Source organism: Mesorhizobium abyssinicae (genome assembly GCF_049887195.1).
Classification (GTDB): Bacteria; Pseudomonadota; Alphaproteobacteria; order Rhizobiales; family Rhizobiaceae; genus Mesorhizobium; species Mesorhizobium abyssinicae.
The window spans coordinates 34,995-52,129 of sequence record NZ_JARAKC010000018.1 but is presented as its reverse complement, the minus strand read 5'-3'; the positions used below and the strand labels follow the sequence as shown (position 1 = coordinate 52,129).

Below are 17,135 nucleotides of genomic sequence, written 5' to 3'. Positions count from 1 at the left end.
CGCCCGAGGCTTATCCTCGACGAAGCATGGTGAAAGCTCCCCGGACAACTTTGCGTCTCCACGACTCGGCCGCAGGCGGCGTCTCCACATCGTTCCGTTCGGCTATCAAATCGCCGACGGGCTGAAGGCCGGCCCTGAACGCTTCCATTCGCTGGGGCAATTGTCGGGCGCGGAACGAGGCCTCGACCTCGTCACCGGTCAAGCTGTCCAACAGCCGCTCGCGCGTTTGAAGCAGGACTTTTTCGGCGTCCGACGCGCACTCTCGTGCCAACCGCCTTGCCTCGGGACCCAAGGCGAAATCCAGCGCCTGCGCTAGCTGCCGCTCGTCGATCTGGTCCAGCGTGAGCACGTTCGGCCAACTAACCCGGGTGCATTGCTTGGCGATCTTGCCGCTGCCCGGCACCGTATCGATTGCAAGGGCGGGCACGCCGTTCTTCAGGGCAAGGACGAGGCCGTGCAGGCGCGTCGTAATGAGGACGTCGACTCGCGCGATCAGCGCTTCGACTTCGCCGGGGGTGCGCAGACCCCCCTCATTGACGTCGAGCCGCGTGTCGATGCCAATGACGGCGAGCTCGCGGGCTTCGATCAGTTTCGCGATCGCCGCGTTGGTGCGCGCGACTTCCGCTCCCGGATGCTCTTCGACGAGGCAGACGCCGACGACCGGAGGAAGATCCTGCCGCGCCGCGAAGACCATATCCGGATTGGTTACGGCTGAACTGTCTCGCTCGATCAGCAGATCGAACGGGTTCCAATCTTCCAAGGGGAGGACCATCGACAAGTTCAGGCCGATGAGCCGGCATCGCGCGAAGTGGCCCAGGAATTCCGCTTCAAACTCGTCGCGGCCAAACGGACCGCAAACGAAGATCACGTGGGAATAGTCGGCAGGATCAAGCAGTCGCCAGTTTAAGCCGGGGGCAAAGGGGGGATCGGTCGCCAGATCGTAGGCAATGGATCTTTGGTCGAGCCATCGGCAAAGAACCTCGCGTGACAACACGTCGCCGGCCGTGGCGTGCCCGCTCGCGAAACTGAACCACCCGGCCACCAGTAACTTCATCGATATCCTAGCCCACGTCCCCTGGTCCAGTGGTGAGGCATCGTCATGCTCCCGTACCCTGGCTCTGCATTGACCAGCCGCCCGCCGAGGATGCCCGGCCGCACATCGAAGGTCGCCGCACCCTCGACGTGATCCTCGAGCGCACCCTCCCGCGATGTCAGCGCGGCATTGATGCGATAGCGGCCGGGACGCAGCAGGCAGGGCCGGAATTCGCAAACAAAACTGTCGCCGACGAGCTCGCCGTCAGAATGCTCGGCAGAGTCGAATGAGGTCACGGCATCACCGAACTCGTCGTAGATTGTGAAAGAACAATCGACCAGCGACTGGTCGCCAGCGGCACGAAAACGAAAACGCATGCACTGCCCGGAGATCGGGACGCCCCCATCGCCTTCGATCTCGATCGCCGTCAAGCGAACCCGCCCGCGACCGGAGCGGAGCGCGCGAGTGGCGAGATCCTGCGCGGCCTGATCCGTGATCGTCCGAAGGTAAGTTTCGATCACTTTTGCAGTGGGGCCGTCTGCCTTGATGGTACCGTCGCCGATAAGAATCGCTCGGTTGCAGAGTTTTTGGACCACGGACAACTGGTGACTGACGAAGATGACCGTGCGGCCAGTGTGCGCGATCTGCCCCACCTTTCCGATGCACTTCTTCTGGAATGCCGCATCGCCGACCGCCAGCACTTCGTCTACGACAAGGATGTCGGGCTCGACATGCGCCGCCACGGCAAAGGCGAGCCGCAAGTACATACCGCTTGAGTAACGCTTGACGGGCGTGTCGAGAAACGGCTCGACGCCGGAGAAATCGACGATTTCATCGAGCTTGGATCTGATTTCGGCGCGCCGCATGCCGAGTATCGCTCCGTTGAGATAGATGTTCTCACGGCCGGTCAACTCCGCATGGAATCCTGTGCCGACCTCCAGCAAAGCTCCCAACCGTCCGCGTATCGTCGCGCGACCGGAAGTCGGCTCCACAATCTGCGCCAATATCTTGAGGACAGTACTCTTTCCCGCGCCGTTGGGTCCGATCACGGCAAGGACTTCGCCTGCACGCACCTCGAAGGAAACATCCCTCAGGGCCCAGAATTGATCCTCTCCACTGTTGCGTCGACCCCAATCTGCCTTCCTTTGAAGGATTCGCCTTGCGCCACTCGCCAGCGCGTCCCGCAAGGTGGGAAAGCTGTTGTTTGCCACTCCCAGTCTGTAGGCCTTGGAGAGATTGGTGGCTTGAATCACTGTGTCGGCCATTGCTCAGATCAGGTCCGGAAACGCGCGTTCGGACTTAGAGAAAATAGCCAGTCCGGCAACGAGAAGGGCCACGGAGGAGAGGGTCGATATCGAGATCATTGCCCAATCGGCGGGCGTGCCCAGTACGCTCCAGCGCACGGCTTCGACTATACCGACCATGGGGTTTAGGCTGTAGAGCGGCCGCCAGAAGTGGGGCACGAGATTGCCCGGATAAACAACCGGAGTCATGAATAGAACTATCTGGAGGCTGAACGGCACGAGATAGCCCACATCGCGAAAGCGGACATTGATCGCAGATAAAGCCATTCCAAGCCCCGTCGCCGACGCTGCCATGACGAGCAGGAACAATGGGAGGAAGAGCACCTGCGGGGCCGGCCAGCTTCCGAATGCCAGCAGGGCGGCGAACAATAGCGCGAGGCCGACGATCATATCGGTCAGGCACGTGACCATAGCGGACACGGGAATGATCAGACGCGGAAAATAGATACGCTTCACCAGGTCCTGGTTGCTGACAAGGCTCCCCGTCATGCTCCCAACCGCTCTCGAAAAAAAATTCCAAGGCACGAGCCCACACAATACAAACAGCGGGTATGGCGCGCCGTTTGATGAGATGCCTACGAGTCTGCCAAAGAAGACGCTGAAGACCGACATGGCAACGAGCGGCTGCAACAGCGCCCAAAGCACACCAAGATAAGTCTGGCGGTATTTGACCTTGAAATCGCGCCAGGCCAGGAAGAACAAAACTTCCCGATATCGCCAAAGCGCGGAAAGGTCGATCAGCCGCCGCTTGCGGGACGGATCGATCACCGTCTCAACAGTTGCAGGTTGCGAGTCCGTGCGAACCGACACTATGATGGCGTCCCTGCTTCCTTGAGGCCCATTGAGGCCTACATTTCCGTGCAGCGCAATCAGGACTTTCTCCGAAGTCCTCGGTACGCTCGAACGCTGGACTATGTCTCCGGCGGCCGAAACAGGTCTTCGCGGTGATTCGGAAGGATCTGAAACGGCGGACCGAGGACCCCTGCGCCGAAACTACCAAAAGGCCCAGCGCCGGGCATCGACTCCAAATAGCTGGACGGACCTAAGGCAGCGGACGAGCAAGATTCGGCAAGCGCCAAGGCCACGGCGGGGCTGGCGAGAAGGATTAGCCTGCCACGGCTCGCTGGCGCAGCCAGGCCACAGGCCGCTTGCCTCCTAAAGGCGGGCATGGGCGCCTACCGCTTTTCTCACTGAAATGGCCCGCTGCCGGGGAAGCAGCGGGCCCATCAAGGCTTGGCCGGAGAGGGGTAAGGGACACAAGGGCATCCGGCCAGCATTACAAACGACGCTGACGAATTTATGTTCCCTACGCTGGCTTAGACGCCGTGGGTCCTACTGCTTCCTGTGAGTGCTCTGTTTCGGACCGCTGCGCGGGCAGAGGCAACGATCAAGGGGCCTTACCCAAGCATCAAGTCCGGCCTGGGGTACAGCGCCTTTTCCATCAAGCGCTAGCGGTTGTCCAACTGGATCGTCAGATGTCTGGTTGCAGCGCTTTCTACAATCAGCTCCTCGAGCCCGCTTTCGCTGATCGAAGAACCGCCGATACTGCGCCTGACTATGCGGAGCGCTTCGGATAAGGAAACTGGGATGGTTTTAGCGTGATCGTCCAGGTAGCGGCCGACTTCGATTACGGCATCTGCATCGACGTTGGATGGCAATATTCGCATTTGCAGGTCTCCCCGGTGCCGATCAACGCAAAAAGCCCGCCACCTTCCGGCAGCGGGCGCTAGTTCGGGAGGAGTCGGGCGCCCCTTTGCCCGTGAAACAACGGTACGCCTCACTTAGCTGGATAATAAGCTCGCGCCGGTTGAAGCTCTGCATATTCAAGCTGCGTGACTTTTCTGCCACAAAGAAAAAAGCCCCCCCGAAGCAGCGGGCCCATACGGACAACCTGTCCCCCGTACCCAGTTCAAAGCCGTTTGAACTCGGCAATCACCGCGCGGCTGCCTGGCTTTGCTGGCAGCGGGACATGATCGGCATGTCCGCTTGGCTGCTGAAGGCCGTCACGGGGATTGTTGTGCTATTGCTGCCCGACTGACTCTGCCGGGGGGTGACACAGGGTCGGCACAGAGTGCATCGTTTTACTCAATCCCCAATTGGTAGACTCCCGCGATACATCGGCAGCTAGTGTGTCCATCAGCCAAAAGTGAGGAAGTGTCGAACCGGGAGGAACGACGTTGTCTGTTCAAAAAGAAGACTTTCGAACGAACAGAGCCGACTATGTGATTGCGAAGGGTGGCCGATCGACCGTTGATGACGTTCGCGATGAGAATCTGGCAAGAAAAAAGTCCCTGTGGCTAAAAGAGAGGCGATCCGCCAGATTGGCCGCTAATCCATGTGAAAGCTTGCCCCCGAGAGCCAGACCAACCGGTCGAAACTGACAAATGGCCTACACCGTCATCTGGTATGGAAGACAGGGTGTTGTCGACAAGGCGACTTTCGACGCCGAGAAGACCGCCAGAGACCATGCAATCTCCATGTTCCAGACCCGAAAGGGCGACGATGGGATTGTGTCCGTTGAAGTTCGCAAGGACAGTGGCGCAGTCGTCTTCAGTCATGCGGAGAATTAAGGCGGTCATCACGGCCCTGGGCCTTGCCAGAGGCGTTCGGCCTTGTGTCGGGCGTATAGACAGCCCCACATCTGTGCCTCCGCACTCCTGCATTTCAGCTTGGGAATGAGGTCATTGGCCATGGCCGGCGAGTCAGGGCCGTAGCGGTCCCGGAGCTGGGCGAGGTCGGCTTCTGGCTGTGATAGCAAGGCGACTTTGGCGTCGATCAAGCTTTGGAATGTCCAGCCCTTCGCCATGCGGCCGATACGCCAGCGCGCCGCGCGGAAAGAATGACCGACGCGGATTGCCGGTGAGACAGCATTGCTCGCGTCGGCCACTGCGGCATTGTTTAGTGGGGGTATGCCGCGCGCCATACTTAGCAGCTGCTAAATTCTCAGGCAAAGAGGCATTTTCACCCCCGCAGGCCCCCTTTGCCTAGCCGCAGTCCTCGGGCGCTGGTAACCCTGACGAAGCCCCTGAAAGGATGAGGGACACCGCACTAAGCCTTAGTTGAGTGACTGCTTGTGTAGGGGTAGATTCACGTCAGAGGGGGTGCGAAACCATGCACCGGGGGGTACATGCCCGGCACCCGTCGTCGACTGCGGATGTAACAGAGACGGCGGGAGCTGCGGCAACGCGCGGCGAAGGGCGACTTGTTCCGCACCATGCTTCCAGCAAATCAGAATCGACTCTCGCCACGCCGGTGGGTTCTCGGATCATTTCGTGAGGGGAAGTTCCGACCACCTGCTTGTCGGTTGAGGATGTCCTAGGCCGGGCCATACCCCAGCAATAGTTGCCGGAGCCCCGTGACACTGCGCCTTGTCTGGGCAAGTCGCAATGTGTGCGCCTTTGAGGAGGGTTGAGCCCGCGCTCGCCTTCGGACGGGGAAAGCGCGGGCTTCTCTGTCACTCCACCAATCCACCTTCGCGGTGCTGCATCGCCTGGAGGATCACCTCAAATAAGCTGCCGACTTCCTCGCTGATCTCCTCGGGAGGGATGCCTTCACGCCCAGCAGCCTTGATGGCTTCCTCCGTCAAATAGATAATGGCCAAAGCATCGTCCGTTATCGCGTTCGGCAGATGCCCTGCCATCCATTTGTCGAGAAAGTTGATGCCGCGAGTGCTCATTACGCGATAAAGCGGAGTGCGAACATTAGGTTCCGCTCATACTTGACGCCAGCAAGCGGCGCCCCAGACTCGGCGGCAGCCTTGGCAAGGTCGCGATATTGGGCGGTCCAGTCGAGCCTGCGACGCGTGAAGATACGCACGCCCTCGGCATCCCTGACGATCTGCGAGCGGTAGTCATCGAATTTCACTTCATGCTACCAGACAGGCATTAATCTTCTCTAGAGCGAGCACGAGGCCTCAACCATGAGCGTGGTGAACGGGTGCGATCCATTTGTCGCATCACCGGAGTTACCATCACGCCATGCATAACAATTGAACTCAACACGGCGAAGCAGACAGTCACCCAAAGAATTGTCGCACCCTCAAAATCAGCCTGCCCGAGCGCAAATGCGAGGTAATAGAACGAGCCAAGGCCGCGGATTCCAAAAAAAGCAATCACGGCCTTTTCGCGGGATGACGCTCGAAATCCGATTAACCCAATCCAACCCGCCAGGGGTCGCACCACGAACAATACCAGGGCGGTAGTGACGATCACCTGCCAGCTCAAGGCGCCAAAAATCGACCCTTCTGCGATGGCTGCTCCAAGGCAGACCAGCAGGACCATCATCAGCAAACGCTCAATCTGCTCCGCGAAGTCATGCAAGCTCTCATGATACTCGTGTTGCCGCTCGACGGACCGTAGCGCCACGGCCGCGACGAACACTGCAAGGAAGCCGTAGCCGTGAAGGATTTCGGTCGAGCCATACGCAAGGCAGGTGATACCGAGCGCAACAAAGCCATCCCTCGTCTCTGACAACCCCGACCGTTTCGGCAGACGAAACGTAAGGTAGCCCATGGCTTTTCCGCCGAGCCAGCCAATTCCAACGCCTGCGGCGATCTTCCAGACAACGTCAACGATAAACCAGTGCCTGAAGAAGGGCTCGCCGGATGCGTTGGAAAGCGCGATTGCGATTGCAAGATAGACGAACGGAAAGGCCGCTCCATCATTGAGACCGGCCTCGGAGGTAAGGGCAAAACGCACCTCATCCTCCTTGCCGGATTGAGGTGGACCGACTTGTATGTCGCTTGCCAGAACAGGATCAGTTGGTGCCAGGGCAGCCCCAAGCAGAAGTGCGGCGCTAATGCCAAGCCCGAGAATTGACCAGCCTAGAATTGTAATTCCTGCGATCGTTAGAGGCATGGCTATGCCAAGAAGGCGCCACGAGGACTCCCAACCCCGCCAACTCACGGGCCGATCCAGCTTTAGGCCAGCCCCCATAAGGGCGACGATCACAACGAACTCTGTGAGACGCTCGGTTAGTATCCGGTTCTCCAGTGGGTTTACCCCTACGAGCGGAGAGAATGGTGACCAAACCCAAAGAACCCCGATCCCGATGCAAAGCATTGGCAACGAAAGCGGAAGCTTTCGGAGCAGTAAAGGTAGCCAGGCCGTAAGGAGCACGATTGCTCCAAAAACTGCCAAGAGGAGAGCATAGGACTGCATGTAGGCTTAGGCCGTTGAACGCGTGCTGAAGGCGCCAAGCTGCTGCGAGCCCGAGCAGAAACAGGCTCCCCTCCCCACCCAACGTTCGCCCATCATGTCCTCCCCCGGCCCTTGGCTCGACCGAAGTTTATCGTGACACCGGCCTGGAGCCGCTGTCCGAGACGACTTTCTACTGGTGCAGACGTTGTGCTCCATGACTTCTCGTGGAATATCCGCCACGTAACTCCGCTCGCATGCTTTGCGGCTGGCTGGTGAAACAGCACCTTGGTTAAATTCCAGTGCGAGCAGCCTAGTCTTCACCAAGCGCTCGACCGCCAGTAATCCCCCGCGCTCAGCGCGCGAGCCTATTTTCTGTTTTTCTGTTCACCCTCCTCGGCTTGTAGATCATAAGATCCTGGTTTTCGGCGCATATCGCCATTTCGGATCAATGACGAATGCACACAGCCCAGCCAAAGGTGGCCGCGAAGGATAGAAGCCAGGATCGCAGGTGTGCCCGCATTGCCAACAGCGGGCACCGCTAAGAGCGGTTAGTCTAACCGCCACAAACCTAGCAGTTCGCCTCAGTCTGCGGATCACACGCCTTTTTTTCTTGCTTCTGTGGCTTGGGTTTTACCGCCTGCTCGCCCTGCTGCTGCTCGGCGGCGGGTTGCTCCTTGGCCTTTTTCTGCGGCTTTGCCGCCTGCTCGGGCTCGCCCTGCTGCTGCTCGGCGGCGGGTTGCTCCTTGGCCTTTTTCTGCGGCTTGGCCGCCTGCTCGGGCTCGCCCTGCTGCTGCTCGGCGGCGGGTTGCTCCTTGGCCTTTTTCTGCGGCTTGGCCGCCTGCTCGGGCTCGCCCTGCTGCTGCTCGGCGGCGGGCTGTTCCTTGACCTTTTTCTGCGGCTTTGCCGCCTGCTCGGGCTCGCCCTGCTGCTGCTCGGCCGCAGGCTGCTCCTTGGCCTTTTTCTTCGGCTTTGCCGCCTGCTCGGGCTCGCCCTGCTGCTGCTCGGCTGCAGGCTGTTCCTGGGTCTTTTTCTGCGGCTTAGCCGCCTGCTCGGGCTCGACCTGTTCGGTCGTGGCGGCGCCTTCGGTCGGCTTCGATTTCCGGCCAGCCTGAACCTTCTTCACCTCCTCGATATCTTTGATCTCAGCTGGTTTGGCATCGGCATCGGCTTTCACCTCGCCTTCAAAGACCCTGACCGTATTGTTTTCCAATTTGCCAGACTGCTCGGGCGCGTCGGTCTTGCTGACCTTGACGACAGTCACCTCCTGGTTCGTCTCCTTCTCGATCACATCAACATCTATGACTTTGTTGGTCACCACGTTGTTATGGATCGTCACATCGCCAACCGGCTCGGCTGCCTCGACAATGCGCACAAATTCCGGCTCATCACGGATAACGACGACAGAAATGTCCGCCGCAAGGAATTCGCGTGTGGGGACAACGACCCAGTAAAAATCCGGCGTCGCGTCGAAGGTCACCTCGATTGAAATCAAATCCGGATCACGACGCGGCGGCAGCGGAGCCCAAATCATGTGCTGCCTGTCACGACGCCAACTCACCCAGGCTGGCGCCCAACGAGTGCCCGGGACCCAGTACCAGCCGATGTCGTCGGCATAGCCCCACCGGCCGTAATGGTACGTCGCCCAGCCGAATGGCTCGTCGGATACCCAGAGCCAGCCATACTGCTCGGTATAGACCCAGTGTCCAAGGGTATATGGACGCCAACCGTCAGGTACTTCAGCCGGTACGAAAACGGCCGCTCCGTGGTAGGAAACCCAATCACCATGAGAAGAAAGGTCCTGGTAGAATGTGCTGATCGAAACGTCTGTGGCAGCCCGTGCCTCGGACACGAGCGACAATGGCGTAGTCGGGTTGGGAATCTCGACGATGGTCAGCAGACAGGCGGTTACGCCGCCCAGCATCAGTCGTACCGCATTTTGGGCAAGGACGCGTTTCATCCCAGTTTCCTCCGAAACAGATCGCCCTTCATCTTTGAAACCCGCCGGCTGTCGGATTGTTCCACTTTGCCAGCGTTGCCCGTATCCGCTCACGGCTTGGCATCCCAAGCGGGCCTAGCCAGCCTCCTTGTTGCTGCGAAGGAGGGAAGGTGCAAACTCGGGTAGCCTTTATGGCCTTCGAAAGGGCAGCGCGAAAGCAACTAATGGTTCAATCTGTGGGGCGGGTTCCGGCTCGCAAGATGAATGATCAGCTTGTCAGATCGCTAATCCGGCGAGGACATCCGCATCAGCCACATTGCAGCGCCCGGAACTAAAGGGGTACCCCGCGGTTCTCTTGGAAGGACAGCTAACCATGAGGATGCGGCAGTATGGTTGAACTTGTGGTGTTGGAACAGGCGGTCGCCAGGCAACGCATGAAGCGAGCAGAAAAATCTCCCAAACAGGCAGATGCAATGGTCGGCGAGAGCTGCGGGCTCGCGGTTAGCCTCGCCCTTTGCGCCCGTATGCGGAGCCGCCAACGGCTCGCAGCCAGAAGGCGACTGCCGAAGGCCGTCCCGCCGACAAGTGCACACTGAGGAGAGCAGTCGCGATGTTGTTTGAACCTCGCAACATGGATGGCCGAAAGCGAAGCGCCATCTACCACGCAGCACGGCTTTCGATGCTGCACGAGCGGCTAGCCAAGAAGCTCGAACAGGTGGACCATGCAGCCGATCAGGTTGAACAGGCGGCGGCCGATTTGGTTGGGGCCGCGAATCAGCCCGCCGTCCTCGCCAGAGGCTGAACCACCGCTCATGTGCTTCGCCCAGGTCGAGCAGCATTTGTTCCCGAATTACCGGGCGTATCCCCTGCCCTATTCCTGGCAACAGCAACCAACCGGAGCACAGAACGCTTTGGATTCGAGTCGAGCCAGACAGCCCTGATTGAGCTGACACTGTTTTGCCCCGCCAGCGGTTTCCACATCGCGGATTCGATAGCGGTCGTCCTGGCACAGCTTTCCTCGGCCAAAGTAAGGCCCTCCCCAAGTTGCACCTTGAGAGCGACCGTCGCTTGGTTCGCTCGGCACGTCTGCACTGCCGGGCCGCCGGTTGCTGCGATGCGCTCCAATAGTCGCAGGTCGAATAGCGGCCCCTCTGGCCCGACTGGAACGAGCAGGCACATTTCTGCAAGATCGGACCATGCGACCACGGGCCTGTCGACGAGCGAGTGAGACGACGGCAAGAGGACGAAGAGGCGCTCGTGCCAAAACACTTCGCTGCAACAGGAAGGGACGGCGCCAAAGTCGTGAGTGAACACGAGGTCGAGGTGCCGGCGGCGTATGGCTGACAGCCACCGCCCCGCGGGAACATCCTCGATGCTAAAGCTCACGTCCGGGTAGAGGCTGCCGAAGCGAGCGATGATGCCTCTTAGGAATTCTCCTCCCCTCACGCAACACAATCCAATCCGGAGCGTCTTTGCGTCCTTGTCTCCGACACGGTCATCGAAAGCGTCCAGCAATCCTTCGTAGTGAGCTCGCACAACATCGATCCAGGCTCGACCCGGCTCCGTCAAACGAACGCCGCGGACATCGCGTTCGAACAATTGGACTTCCAAGTGTTGTTCGAGCTTGACGATGTTTCGGCTCACGGAGGATTCTCGAACCCTCATCGCCCTTGCCGCCCGCCTCAGGCTGCCATGATCGACCGCTGCAAGGGCGTACGCCAGTAGCCGCAACGCGTTGCCGTTCGGCGTCATGCCTCGGGCGCTTTGCCGACGGGGATCGTGTCAGTTTCGGCGCAACGCGTTCCCATCTCTTCGTTGGTGCAGGAGGCAGTCAATAGGTTCCCTCCGTGCGCGCGGCTGAAGAAGTTCGCCGAGGCACATTTTCACGGGACGGCATGATCCGTCAGGCTTCGATACAAGCCCGCTTCGTAGACATACTCATGTGGAATGGCCGGGTCCGCCATCTGCGAGACGTACAGGTTAAGATTTTCCCGGCTGTTGCTCGCCGCAAGGCTGCAGAAATTTCCGCTGTTCCAGGTCATGACGCAGTGTTTGAAATGTGTCCCTACAGCGCGCGACATCTCCTCAAGCGTCACCTCGTTGTTGAACATCGTGGTCAGCACCGCGGTCTTCTTTGCCTCGATCTGCTCTTGCTGGAAGTAGCGAGCCTTGAAGCCGAAATCCTTCTGGTACTCGCGGCGCTGATAGTCGCTGTCGTCAACCGCCCGAAATTTCTCGAGGAATACGAAGATGCCTCCTTCCTTGAGATGCTGCGCCACGAACTCAATCTGTTTGGGTCTGTTCGGCGAGTACATTTGAAAGGTGGTATCTTCGAGGATTATGTCGAATCCGGAAGCGAACTTGCCTAACCGGGCGTTTGAATTGAGGACGGCCTTGGTCAGTCGATGGAACGGGCCGACAAAGAACTCGGCGTCTGGCGGTTCGCCATATGCCATGAAGCACTTGTAATTTTCCGCGTTAGGACTGCAGGAGAGGCTGTGGATTTGCCCGCGGGACAATTCCGACAGTGTTCTCGCCATGGTGCCCTCCGCTGTGCCAAGGCTATATAACGACAGCTGGGCACCGCGAATTCGTGCATATCTCAGCACGCCGTAAGCCATCCGGCACTCCTCCTCCAACCGGTAGGGAATGCTGCTGTGATAGTGCTGATCGAAGAAGCCTTGTCGTGCCGCATGCAAGCCGATCAAGTCGCGAATGAGGTTATCGTTCGGAAGAAGCCTGGAATCGACCTCGGGCTTGCGTGTAGGCATTCCGCTTTCGCCGGCTGCCGTCGTCGCGAAAAAGCCTGACAGTTCATTGATCCGCGGGGCGCGGTCGCATTCAGCCAGAAAGTCGTCGAGTCCTCGCATCGAATTGTGCCTCCCACTACCCGTGTGATCGGTGAGATGCCTCAACTCGACAACGGCACGAAGATTAGCGCCGAGTAATATTCTTGGTGGTCGAGTATTAGCGGAGGCGAGGGATAGAATGGCCTTGTAGAAGCGGCTTCCATCGAATTGCGATTTTTTCGCTCGCGCCACATCAACCGACAACTCTGAATTATTTGTGAGTTGTCCAACAACCTATGGTTAGGCACAAACAGGAGGATGAGTAGTCACCGAAGGAGTCGCTTCGATTGGCGGATATTTTTTGCCTCGACCCGGCCACATTCCGCCGTTCGCGGCACCAAACCCTTGTTCACCAATATGAGAGCTGGGGGAACATACGCGCAGACGTAATTAAGAGAACGGGTTTAGAGCGGCAAGAAACGAGAATTGCCCACCCCCGGCATATGTTCTTGATGAACTTGAAGGGTGCCGCCCGACGCGGAGAAGACTTCGTCGACGGTCGCCGGGTTGCCTTCTCGGCCAGGCGGCCCGGTTCGATTGTCTACATCCCTGCCGGCAGCGAATGGACTGGTTGGGATGAGGGCGACGCAATCGCCTCCTACCTCCTCGTGTCGATCGCGCGGGAGTTCGAAGACGAGACCTTCCAAGGATTTGCACCCTATCGCCTGACGGGACTGCCCCCGTGGATCGGATTTCGTGACAACACCATAGAAGTGGCGTTGCAGAGAATAGCCGCCGAGCTCAGGTTTCCTGATCCGATAAGCACGACGATGGTGGAGAGCCAGGTCACGCAATTGTTCGTGCAAATGGTCAGGTTGAACCGACCCGGCCGCAAGCCGGCAAAAGGCGGTCTCTCGACTTTCGATCTCAAGCGCGTCGTGGGAATGATCGAGGCATCCCCAGACGCCAAACCCACGCTGGCCGATCTAGCAAAAGAGCTAGGTATCAGCCGTTTTCATTTCGGCAGGGCGTTCAAGCAGTCGACTGGAATGACGCCGCATGCGTTCATCGCGCAGCGCCGATTGGTACAGTCCGCGGAGATGTTGCGATCGACGGATTTGTCGGCGACAAAAATCGCGATGGAATGCGGCTTCGCAAGCTCAAGCCACCTCACGACCGCGTTCAAACGCGCCTTTGGCACGAACCCGATAGAGTTTCGGCGCAAGTCCAGGATCTAGCCCGGACCCCTTTTATTTCAGCAAGGAATTGAAAGGCTCGGCATCCCGTTAAATCAGACATCGCCGGAGTGGCATGACATGCGGCCAATGGATGGGTGGGCCGCCGATGTCACGCGAAGTTCGGTTTCATTATGCCAAAGGAACGCTCCGTGAGCCCCGCGCCTTCATTGGCTTCCTGGCCAGTGCGTTGTCCGCGTCTGTCGGACGAAACGGCTACTACATCGCATGCTCGTGGACTCTCGTCGAAGCAGGGTATGGAAGCGCGAGTGTCGCGACGTTGCTCGCGATCGTCAGCCTTGTCGAATTTGTCGCGAGCCCCCTGGCTGGCGCAATGGCGGATCGGTTTGACAGACGACTGCTGAGTATCGCAGCGGACGTCAGTCGCTTTGCCGTCATGCTCGCCACAGCCTGCGCGCTTCCCTATCTGGACTTGTTTCCAGCGATCTGGTGTTCAGCGATTCCCTTTGCGCTATGTGACCGAGTTGCACTTACGAGTTCGCAGTCAATGATCCCTCTCGTAGCGGGAGGCGATCTGACAGCTTCAAATTCCGTTGTCTTCTTCGTCACGCAGTTCGGATGTCTGGCGGCAGCGCTGCTCGTTGGTGCGTTGCCAAAGGACCATTCCGCTACCCTGGTGTTCGTCCTCCTTGCCGCATGTTTTCTTGTTTCGGCGGGAACCTTGTCCTGCATTCGTGGCGGCTCGGCGTCTGGCGGACGCAAAGTCAACGGGCTTGTTCTCAAAATTGACGGGCGCCTGGTTCGTCTCTTCGCCGTCTACGCGCTCCTATATGGAGGCGCGGTGTTGGTCAGCGTGATGGGATCTAGCTTCGTTTTCGTAGAACAGAAGGGCACCGCCGCGGACTTCGGTCGCGTCGAGGCAGCCTGGTCGGCGGGTTCTCTGATCGGAGCGGCACTGCTCAGTCGGCTGACAGGAACGATAAGTCCTCATACATTGCACCTCATGGTTTTAGGCTTAACCGCGCTCGCGCTGATGGCGCTGGTACCCTTGCGCGTGCCCTGGACATTGACCATGTTTGCCGCGCTTGGGTTTCTCTACAATCTGGGCCGGGTCAGCGTCGAGGTCACACTGCAGTCGCGTGTACCCGACAAGGCCTTGGGCAGGGCCAAAGGTGCCATGCACAGCCTCGCAGTCGGGCTTGGGTTTGTCATTTTCTGCATCGCGACCGTTTTGGGAGACCAGGCCTTTCCGTCGACGAATTTCCTCGGTTTCGCTGTGGTGCTTCTCTTCGGCGTTGCTGCCTTGAGCATCAACGCCGCTCGGCAAGAGGGGGATCCATGACGTGTATGAGCTAGCAGGAGCCGCAGGAGCGAAACAGGCTGTGCTTAGATCGCTGGCGACACTCTACCCGTGGATGCAACACTACTATTCCCGTCCGATCCGCGACTACGCGGCCAGGCTGTACGAGGCCCCAGTTTCGACAACCATGCCTGAAAGTCGGCAATACGCTCTGGCCAAGCTGCTCGACGCGATCAAAAACGCGGGGAAGCGAAATGGATTGCCGATCGACGCGGTCGCAGAAATCTGCAGGGAATTTGAAGAGCGTCGCGTTTTGCAGACGGGTCCTCACCTGCTGCTCCTGATGGACCCGGAGGCTTACTACACTCACGTCCTTAGCCTCCTGGGCCTCTCGGCGCATGGCTGCTCTACCTACCTGTCCTATGCCGTTTGCACGGTGAGCCTCGTTGAAAGGGCTCGCAAGGGGCCGGGCTGGCTCACAGTTGATCAGACGCCGATCAACGTCTTCGGCCTCCCACGAAGCCGCATGATCGGGTACAGCCTTCTGACGGGGCCCGGAGCCTATCGGTTCGAACTGGTGCCAGCGGAACAAGGCGCGGAGCCAGAGGCGCTTGCGGTGCTTCACAATCTTCTGCCGAAGGGCCAATTCGAACGGCCGGCACATGCCATAAAGGAAGCCAATTGCAGCCTGTGGCCGAAGCTGTTTGGAAGCCGCTTTACCTTCTTGCAGATCGACGACGAGGATATTGCCGACCTTGTGGCGAACCATCTGTCGGAAGAGAATTCCTGGCTGCGTACGAGGCTGCTGGAAGACCCAAGGTTCGCGTTGAATATGCTTGCAGAGATCGACAGGCTTGCAGACGGCCCCTGGAGTGGCTGGCTCGCGCGCGGTACCGACTTCTTCTGGTTCTATCAAAACGGCAGGCGCCTGCCACTGCGACTGGTCGCTGGCGAACTCGTCAATCCGGCAACAGGATTGAAGATGGTTCGCTTCGAGGCTGCCGAAATCATCGAGCGGTTGGCCGACCGCAGTCTAATTCCGAATCTCCTTCTCATGTTTCTGGTCGTGTCGGTCCTGCCGGGCGCCCGCGCGCTCGGAGGCAGTCATCAGCCGGTCTACTACCCGTTGATGCGCTATGTAGTCTGCCGCGCACTTGAGGCTGCGGGCGTGGATGCCGATCTGCGGGAGGCTCTCATCGCGGATGATCTACCTGGCGCTTGGGGACACCGAGTAATTGAGTGCGATGACGATCTCTTGGACGTTTTTCGAAACGGAGACATGGCCGTGTCCAGCGATACCATCATGGACCGGCTCGGAAAAATTCCCTTCGCAAAAGCCTGTGGAAGTATGACCAGTTTTTCTTCGGACGCGTCGTGGCAAGAGCTTAGCAGACAGTTGGGCGAGCAGGCGATCTCACCCACTGATGCGGAATGGGCCTTTTCCTAAGCAGAGCAATAGGCGCAGGACATCACGCTTTATCCCTGGGACGGGCAGGACCGTGCGCCCCTCTTAAGGCCTTATGACCGGGGCGGCAGCACCTACTCGGGGGTGCGTGGCGGCACCTGATCGAGGAGTGTAATCTTGCCTGTCTCTTGTGTCGGGTTTGCTGCCGGCAGTTCGCCGTGTGGCGTCAGCTTATCGACTGCTTCGGGCAAATCTTTCGTGATCCTGGCAATCAATTCATCGCGTGACAGACCAGTCTGCATCGAAAGAGACGTGAGCGTGTCCTCGTCGATTGCGGTCTCCACGTCCTTTGGTTCGATCGGCTGATTGGGTCCGGTGCTAACCCACGAATCCACCTTCGACCCGGCTCCTGCATTTCTGAAGCGCTCGAGGATGTCCCCAAGCGCCGTGCCGGACACGCCCTTGGATAGCTGATCCAAGAGCCCTCCCTGCGGGTTGTTGGGATCGCGATTTCCTCGAATCAAGTCTCCGATCTTTTCGCGATTTTGATAAGCAAGGATGCCAAGCACTGCGACAGCCAGTCTTCCCAGATTTGCCATTGGTTTCCTCCCTTGGATCACAGGGAGAAGGTTTCGTGCTCGCAAAGGTTCCGTCTGGCTAGCAAAATCCGAGTCGCGGAACATTGGTCATTATCACAGGTTGGAAGACGCCCACGCAGATACCGCCGCACCGCCTCCCTCGCAATTTGGCGGCGCAGCAATTCGGCCAGCTTCTCGCGTCGGTCTCCGGGCATTATTGCTGAACCCTGTCCAATCCGATTTGTTCCTGTATCGATCGCCAACCTTGAGCCGTCCTGCCTCAGCGTCCTGCAAGTCGTCGGATGTCGAAGTCAGTCCCGGGGTCCAAGCAAGCGATAACGACTGACGGTACCAATCCACGTCAGGCCCGAAGTCCCTATTGCGAAACTGCGCAAGGCGCATATTGTTTGGCATGGTTGCGGTCGCAACCGGCAGTCCAAGAACTTGGGGAGCGGT

At 59.0% G+C, this 17,135-nt stretch carries 18 protein-coding genes; 6 read left to right on the top strand and 12 right to left on the bottom strand.

Annotation, left to right across the window (positions count from 1 at the left end; all coding sequences use genetic code 11):
• Positions 1-10: 10 nt before the first annotated feature.
• From PU724_RS26860 to PU724_RS26845, 4 genes are all read right to left on the bottom strand, one after another.
• A complete protein-coding gene (locus tag PU724_RS26860) occupies positions 11-1,054 on the bottom strand; it encodes a polysaccharide pyruvyl transferase family protein (protein ID WP_354422671.1) in 1,044 nt (347 codons plus the stop codon).
• Positions 1,051-2,298 carry an ABC transporter ATP-binding protein gene (locus PU724_RS26855; protein WP_354422669.1) on the bottom strand — a complete coding sequence of 416 codons (1,248 nt, stop codon included), beginning with the start codon at positions 2,296-2,298 and terminating at the stop codon, positions 1,051-1,053. The genes PU724_RS26860 and PU724_RS26855 overlap by 4 nt, the downstream gene beginning before the upstream one ends.
• A 3-nt stretch (positions 2,299-2,301) precedes the next feature.
• Positions 2,302-3,147, bottom strand: a complete 846-nt coding sequence (locus PU724_RS26850; RefSeq protein WP_354422667.1) for an ABC transporter permease — start codon at positions 3,145-3,147, stop codon at positions 2,302-2,304.
• 638 nt (positions 3,148-3,785) lie between these two features.
• Complete coding sequence (locus tag PU724_RS26845; protein WP_320320474.1) at positions 3,786-4,004, bottom strand: hypothetical protein; 219 nt, start codon at positions 4,002-4,004, stop codon at positions 3,786-3,788.
• 140 nt (positions 4,005-4,144) lie between these two features.
• Between PU724_RS26845 and PU724_RS26840 the strand changes: the two genes are divergently transcribed.
• Together PU724_RS26840 and PU724_RS26835 are read left to right on the top strand one after the other, a co-directional pair.
• Complete coding sequence (locus PU724_RS26840) at positions 4,145-4,375, top strand: hypothetical protein (protein ID WP_426213677.1); 231 nt, start codon at positions 4,145-4,147, stop codon at positions 4,373-4,375.
• Positions 4,376-4,721: 346 nt separating this feature from the next.
• Positions 4,722-4,907, top strand: coding sequence for a hypothetical protein (locus tag PU724_RS26835; RefSeq protein WP_126058585.1), 186 nt, complete (start codon positions 4,722-4,724; stop codon positions 4,905-4,907).
• Positions 4,908-4,915: 8 nt separating this feature from the next.
• Here the strand turns inward: PU724_RS26835 and PU724_RS26830 are convergent, their stop codons facing one another.
• The 5 genes from PU724_RS26830 to PU724_RS26810 all read right to left on the bottom strand — a co-directional run bounded on the left by PU724_RS26830 (position 4,916) and on the right by PU724_RS26810 (position 9,432).
• Positions 4,916-5,224, bottom strand: coding sequence for a hypothetical protein (locus PU724_RS26830; RefSeq protein ID WP_426213676.1), 309 nt, complete (start codon positions 5,222-5,224; stop codon positions 4,916-4,918).
• A 567-nt stretch (positions 5,225-5,791) separates the two neighbouring features.
• A complete protein-coding gene (locus PU724_RS26825) occupies positions 5,792-6,013 on the bottom strand; it encodes a hypothetical protein (RefSeq protein ID WP_354422663.1) in 222 nt (73 codons plus the stop codon).
• A complete protein-coding gene (locus PU724_RS26820; RefSeq protein ID WP_354422661.1) occupies positions 6,013-6,201 on the bottom strand; it encodes a DNA ligase-like domain-containing protein in 189 nt (62 codons plus the stop codon). Before PU724_RS26820 ends, PU724_RS26825 begins: the two co-directional genes overlap by 1 nt.
• Before the next feature lie 20 nt (positions 6,202-6,221).
• Positions 6,222-7,496 carry a cation:proton antiporter gene (locus tag PU724_RS26815; RefSeq protein WP_354422659.1) on the bottom strand — a complete coding sequence of 425 codons (1,275 nt, stop codon included), beginning with the start codon at positions 7,494-7,496 and terminating at the stop codon, positions 6,222-6,224.
• Between the two features lie 547 nt (positions 7,497-8,043).
• Positions 8,044-9,432: a DUF6600 domain-containing protein gene (locus PU724_RS26810; RefSeq protein ID WP_426213675.1), complete on the bottom strand. Its 1,389-nt coding sequence runs from the start codon at positions 9,430-9,432 to the stop codon at positions 8,044-8,046.
• 589 nt (positions 9,433-10,021) lie between these two features.
• On the opposite strand from PU724_RS26810, the gene PU724_RS26805 reads away from it, so the two are divergent.
• Entirely contained in the window at positions 10,022-10,213 is a 192-nt protein-coding gene (locus PU724_RS26805) for a hypothetical protein (RefSeq protein WP_354422656.1), read from the top strand.
• 8 nt (positions 10,214-10,221) lie between these two features.
• On the opposite strand, the gene PU724_RS26800 is transcribed toward PU724_RS26805, so the two are convergent.
• Positions 10,222-11,163 (bottom strand): LysR family transcriptional regulator, encoded by a 942-nt coding sequence (locus tag PU724_RS26800; protein ID WP_354422654.1) that lies wholly within the window; start codon positions 11,161-11,163, stop codon positions 10,222-10,224.
• 131 nt (positions 11,164-11,294) lie between these two features.
• Positions 11,295-12,281 carry a class I SAM-dependent methyltransferase gene (locus PU724_RS26795; RefSeq protein WP_128271535.1) on the bottom strand — a complete coding sequence of 329 codons (987 nt, stop codon included), beginning with the start codon at positions 12,279-12,281 and terminating at the stop codon, positions 11,295-11,297.
• A gap of 422 nt (positions 12,282-12,703) precedes the next feature.
• Between PU724_RS26795 and PU724_RS26790 the strand changes: the two genes are divergently transcribed.
• The 3 genes from PU724_RS26790 to PU724_RS26780 all read left to right on the top strand — a co-directional run bounded on the left by PU724_RS26790 (position 12,704) and on the right by PU724_RS26780 (position 16,143).
• Positions 12,704-13,438: a helix-turn-helix transcriptional regulator gene (locus tag PU724_RS26790; RefSeq protein WP_426213674.1), complete on the top strand. Its 735-nt coding sequence runs from the start codon at positions 12,704-12,706 to the stop codon at positions 13,436-13,438.
• Between the two features lie 106 nt (positions 13,439-13,544).
• Entirely contained in the window at positions 13,545-14,738 is a 1,194-nt protein-coding gene (locus PU724_RS26785) for an MFS transporter (RefSeq protein ID WP_354422650.1), read from the top strand.
• Positions 14,739-14,811: 73 nt separating this feature from the next.
• On the top strand, positions 14,812-16,143 hold the full coding sequence (locus PU724_RS26780; RefSeq protein ID WP_426213673.1) for a hypothetical protein: 1,332 nt from the start codon (positions 14,812-14,814) through the stop codon (positions 16,141-16,143).
• A 92-nt stretch (positions 16,144-16,235) separates the two neighbouring features.
• Here the strand turns inward: PU724_RS26780 and PU724_RS26775 are convergent, their stop codons facing one another.
• Positions 16,236-16,700, bottom strand: a complete 465-nt coding sequence (locus tag PU724_RS26775) for a YidB family protein (RefSeq protein ID WP_354422646.1) — start codon at positions 16,698-16,700, stop codon at positions 16,236-16,238.
• Positions 16,701-17,135: the final 435 nt, after the last annotated feature.

Excerpts from the sequence above, each read along its gene's own strand:
- PU724_RS26795 (WP_128271535.1), bottom strand. The coding sequence starts at position 12,281 with ATGCGAGGACTCGACGACTTTCTGGCTGAATGCGACCGCGCCCCGCGG.
- PU724_RS26825 (WP_354422663.1), bottom strand. The coding sequence starts at position 6,013 with ATGAGCACTCGCGGCATCAACTTTCTCGACAAATGGATGGCAGGGCAT.
- PU724_RS26845 (WP_320320474.1), bottom strand. The coding sequence starts at position 4,004 with ATGCGAATATTGCCATCCAACGTCGATGCAGATGCCGTAATCGAAGTC.
- PU724_RS26855 (WP_354422669.1), bottom strand. The coding sequence starts at position 2,298 with ATGGCCGACACAGTGATTCAAGCCACCAATCTCTCCAAGGCCTACAGA.
- PU724_RS26780 (WP_426213673.1), top strand. The coding sequence starts at position 14,812 with ATGCAACACTACTATTCCCGTCCGATCCGCGACTACGCGGCCAGGCTG.
- PU724_RS26800 (WP_354422654.1), bottom strand. The coding sequence starts at position 11,163 with ATGACGCCGAACGGCAACGCGTTGCGGCTACTGGCGTACGCCCTTGCA.
- PU724_RS26815 (WP_354422659.1), bottom strand. The coding sequence starts at position 7,496 with ATGCAGTCCTATGCTCTCCTCTTGGCAGTTTTTGGAGCAATCGTGCTC.
- PU724_RS26860 (WP_354422671.1), bottom strand. The coding sequence starts at position 1,054 with ATGAAGTTACTGGTGGCCGGGTGGTTCAGTTTCGCGAGCGGGCACGCC.
- PU724_RS26775 (WP_354422646.1), bottom strand. The coding sequence starts at position 16,700 with ATGGCAAATCTGGGAAGACTGGCTGTCGCAGTGCTTGGCATCCTTGCT.
- PU724_RS26785 (WP_354422650.1), top strand. The coding sequence starts at position 13,545 with ATGTCACGCGAAGTTCGGTTTCATTATGCCAAAGGAACGCTCCGTGAG.
- PU724_RS26805 (WP_354422656.1), top strand. The coding sequence starts at position 10,022 with ATGTTGTTTGAACCTCGCAACATGGATGGCCGAAAGCGAAGCGCCATC.
- PU724_RS26835 (WP_126058585.1), top strand. The coding sequence starts at position 4,722 with ATGGCCTACACCGTCATCTGGTATGGAAGACAGGGTGTTGTCGACAAG.
- PU724_RS26790 (WP_426213674.1), top strand. The coding sequence starts at position 12,704 with ATGTTCTTGATGAACTTGAAGGGTGCCGCCCGACGCGGAGAAGACTTC.
- PU724_RS26810 (WP_426213675.1), bottom strand. The coding sequence starts at position 9,432 with ATGAAACGCGTCCTTGCCCAAAATGCGGTACGACTGATGCTGGGCGGC.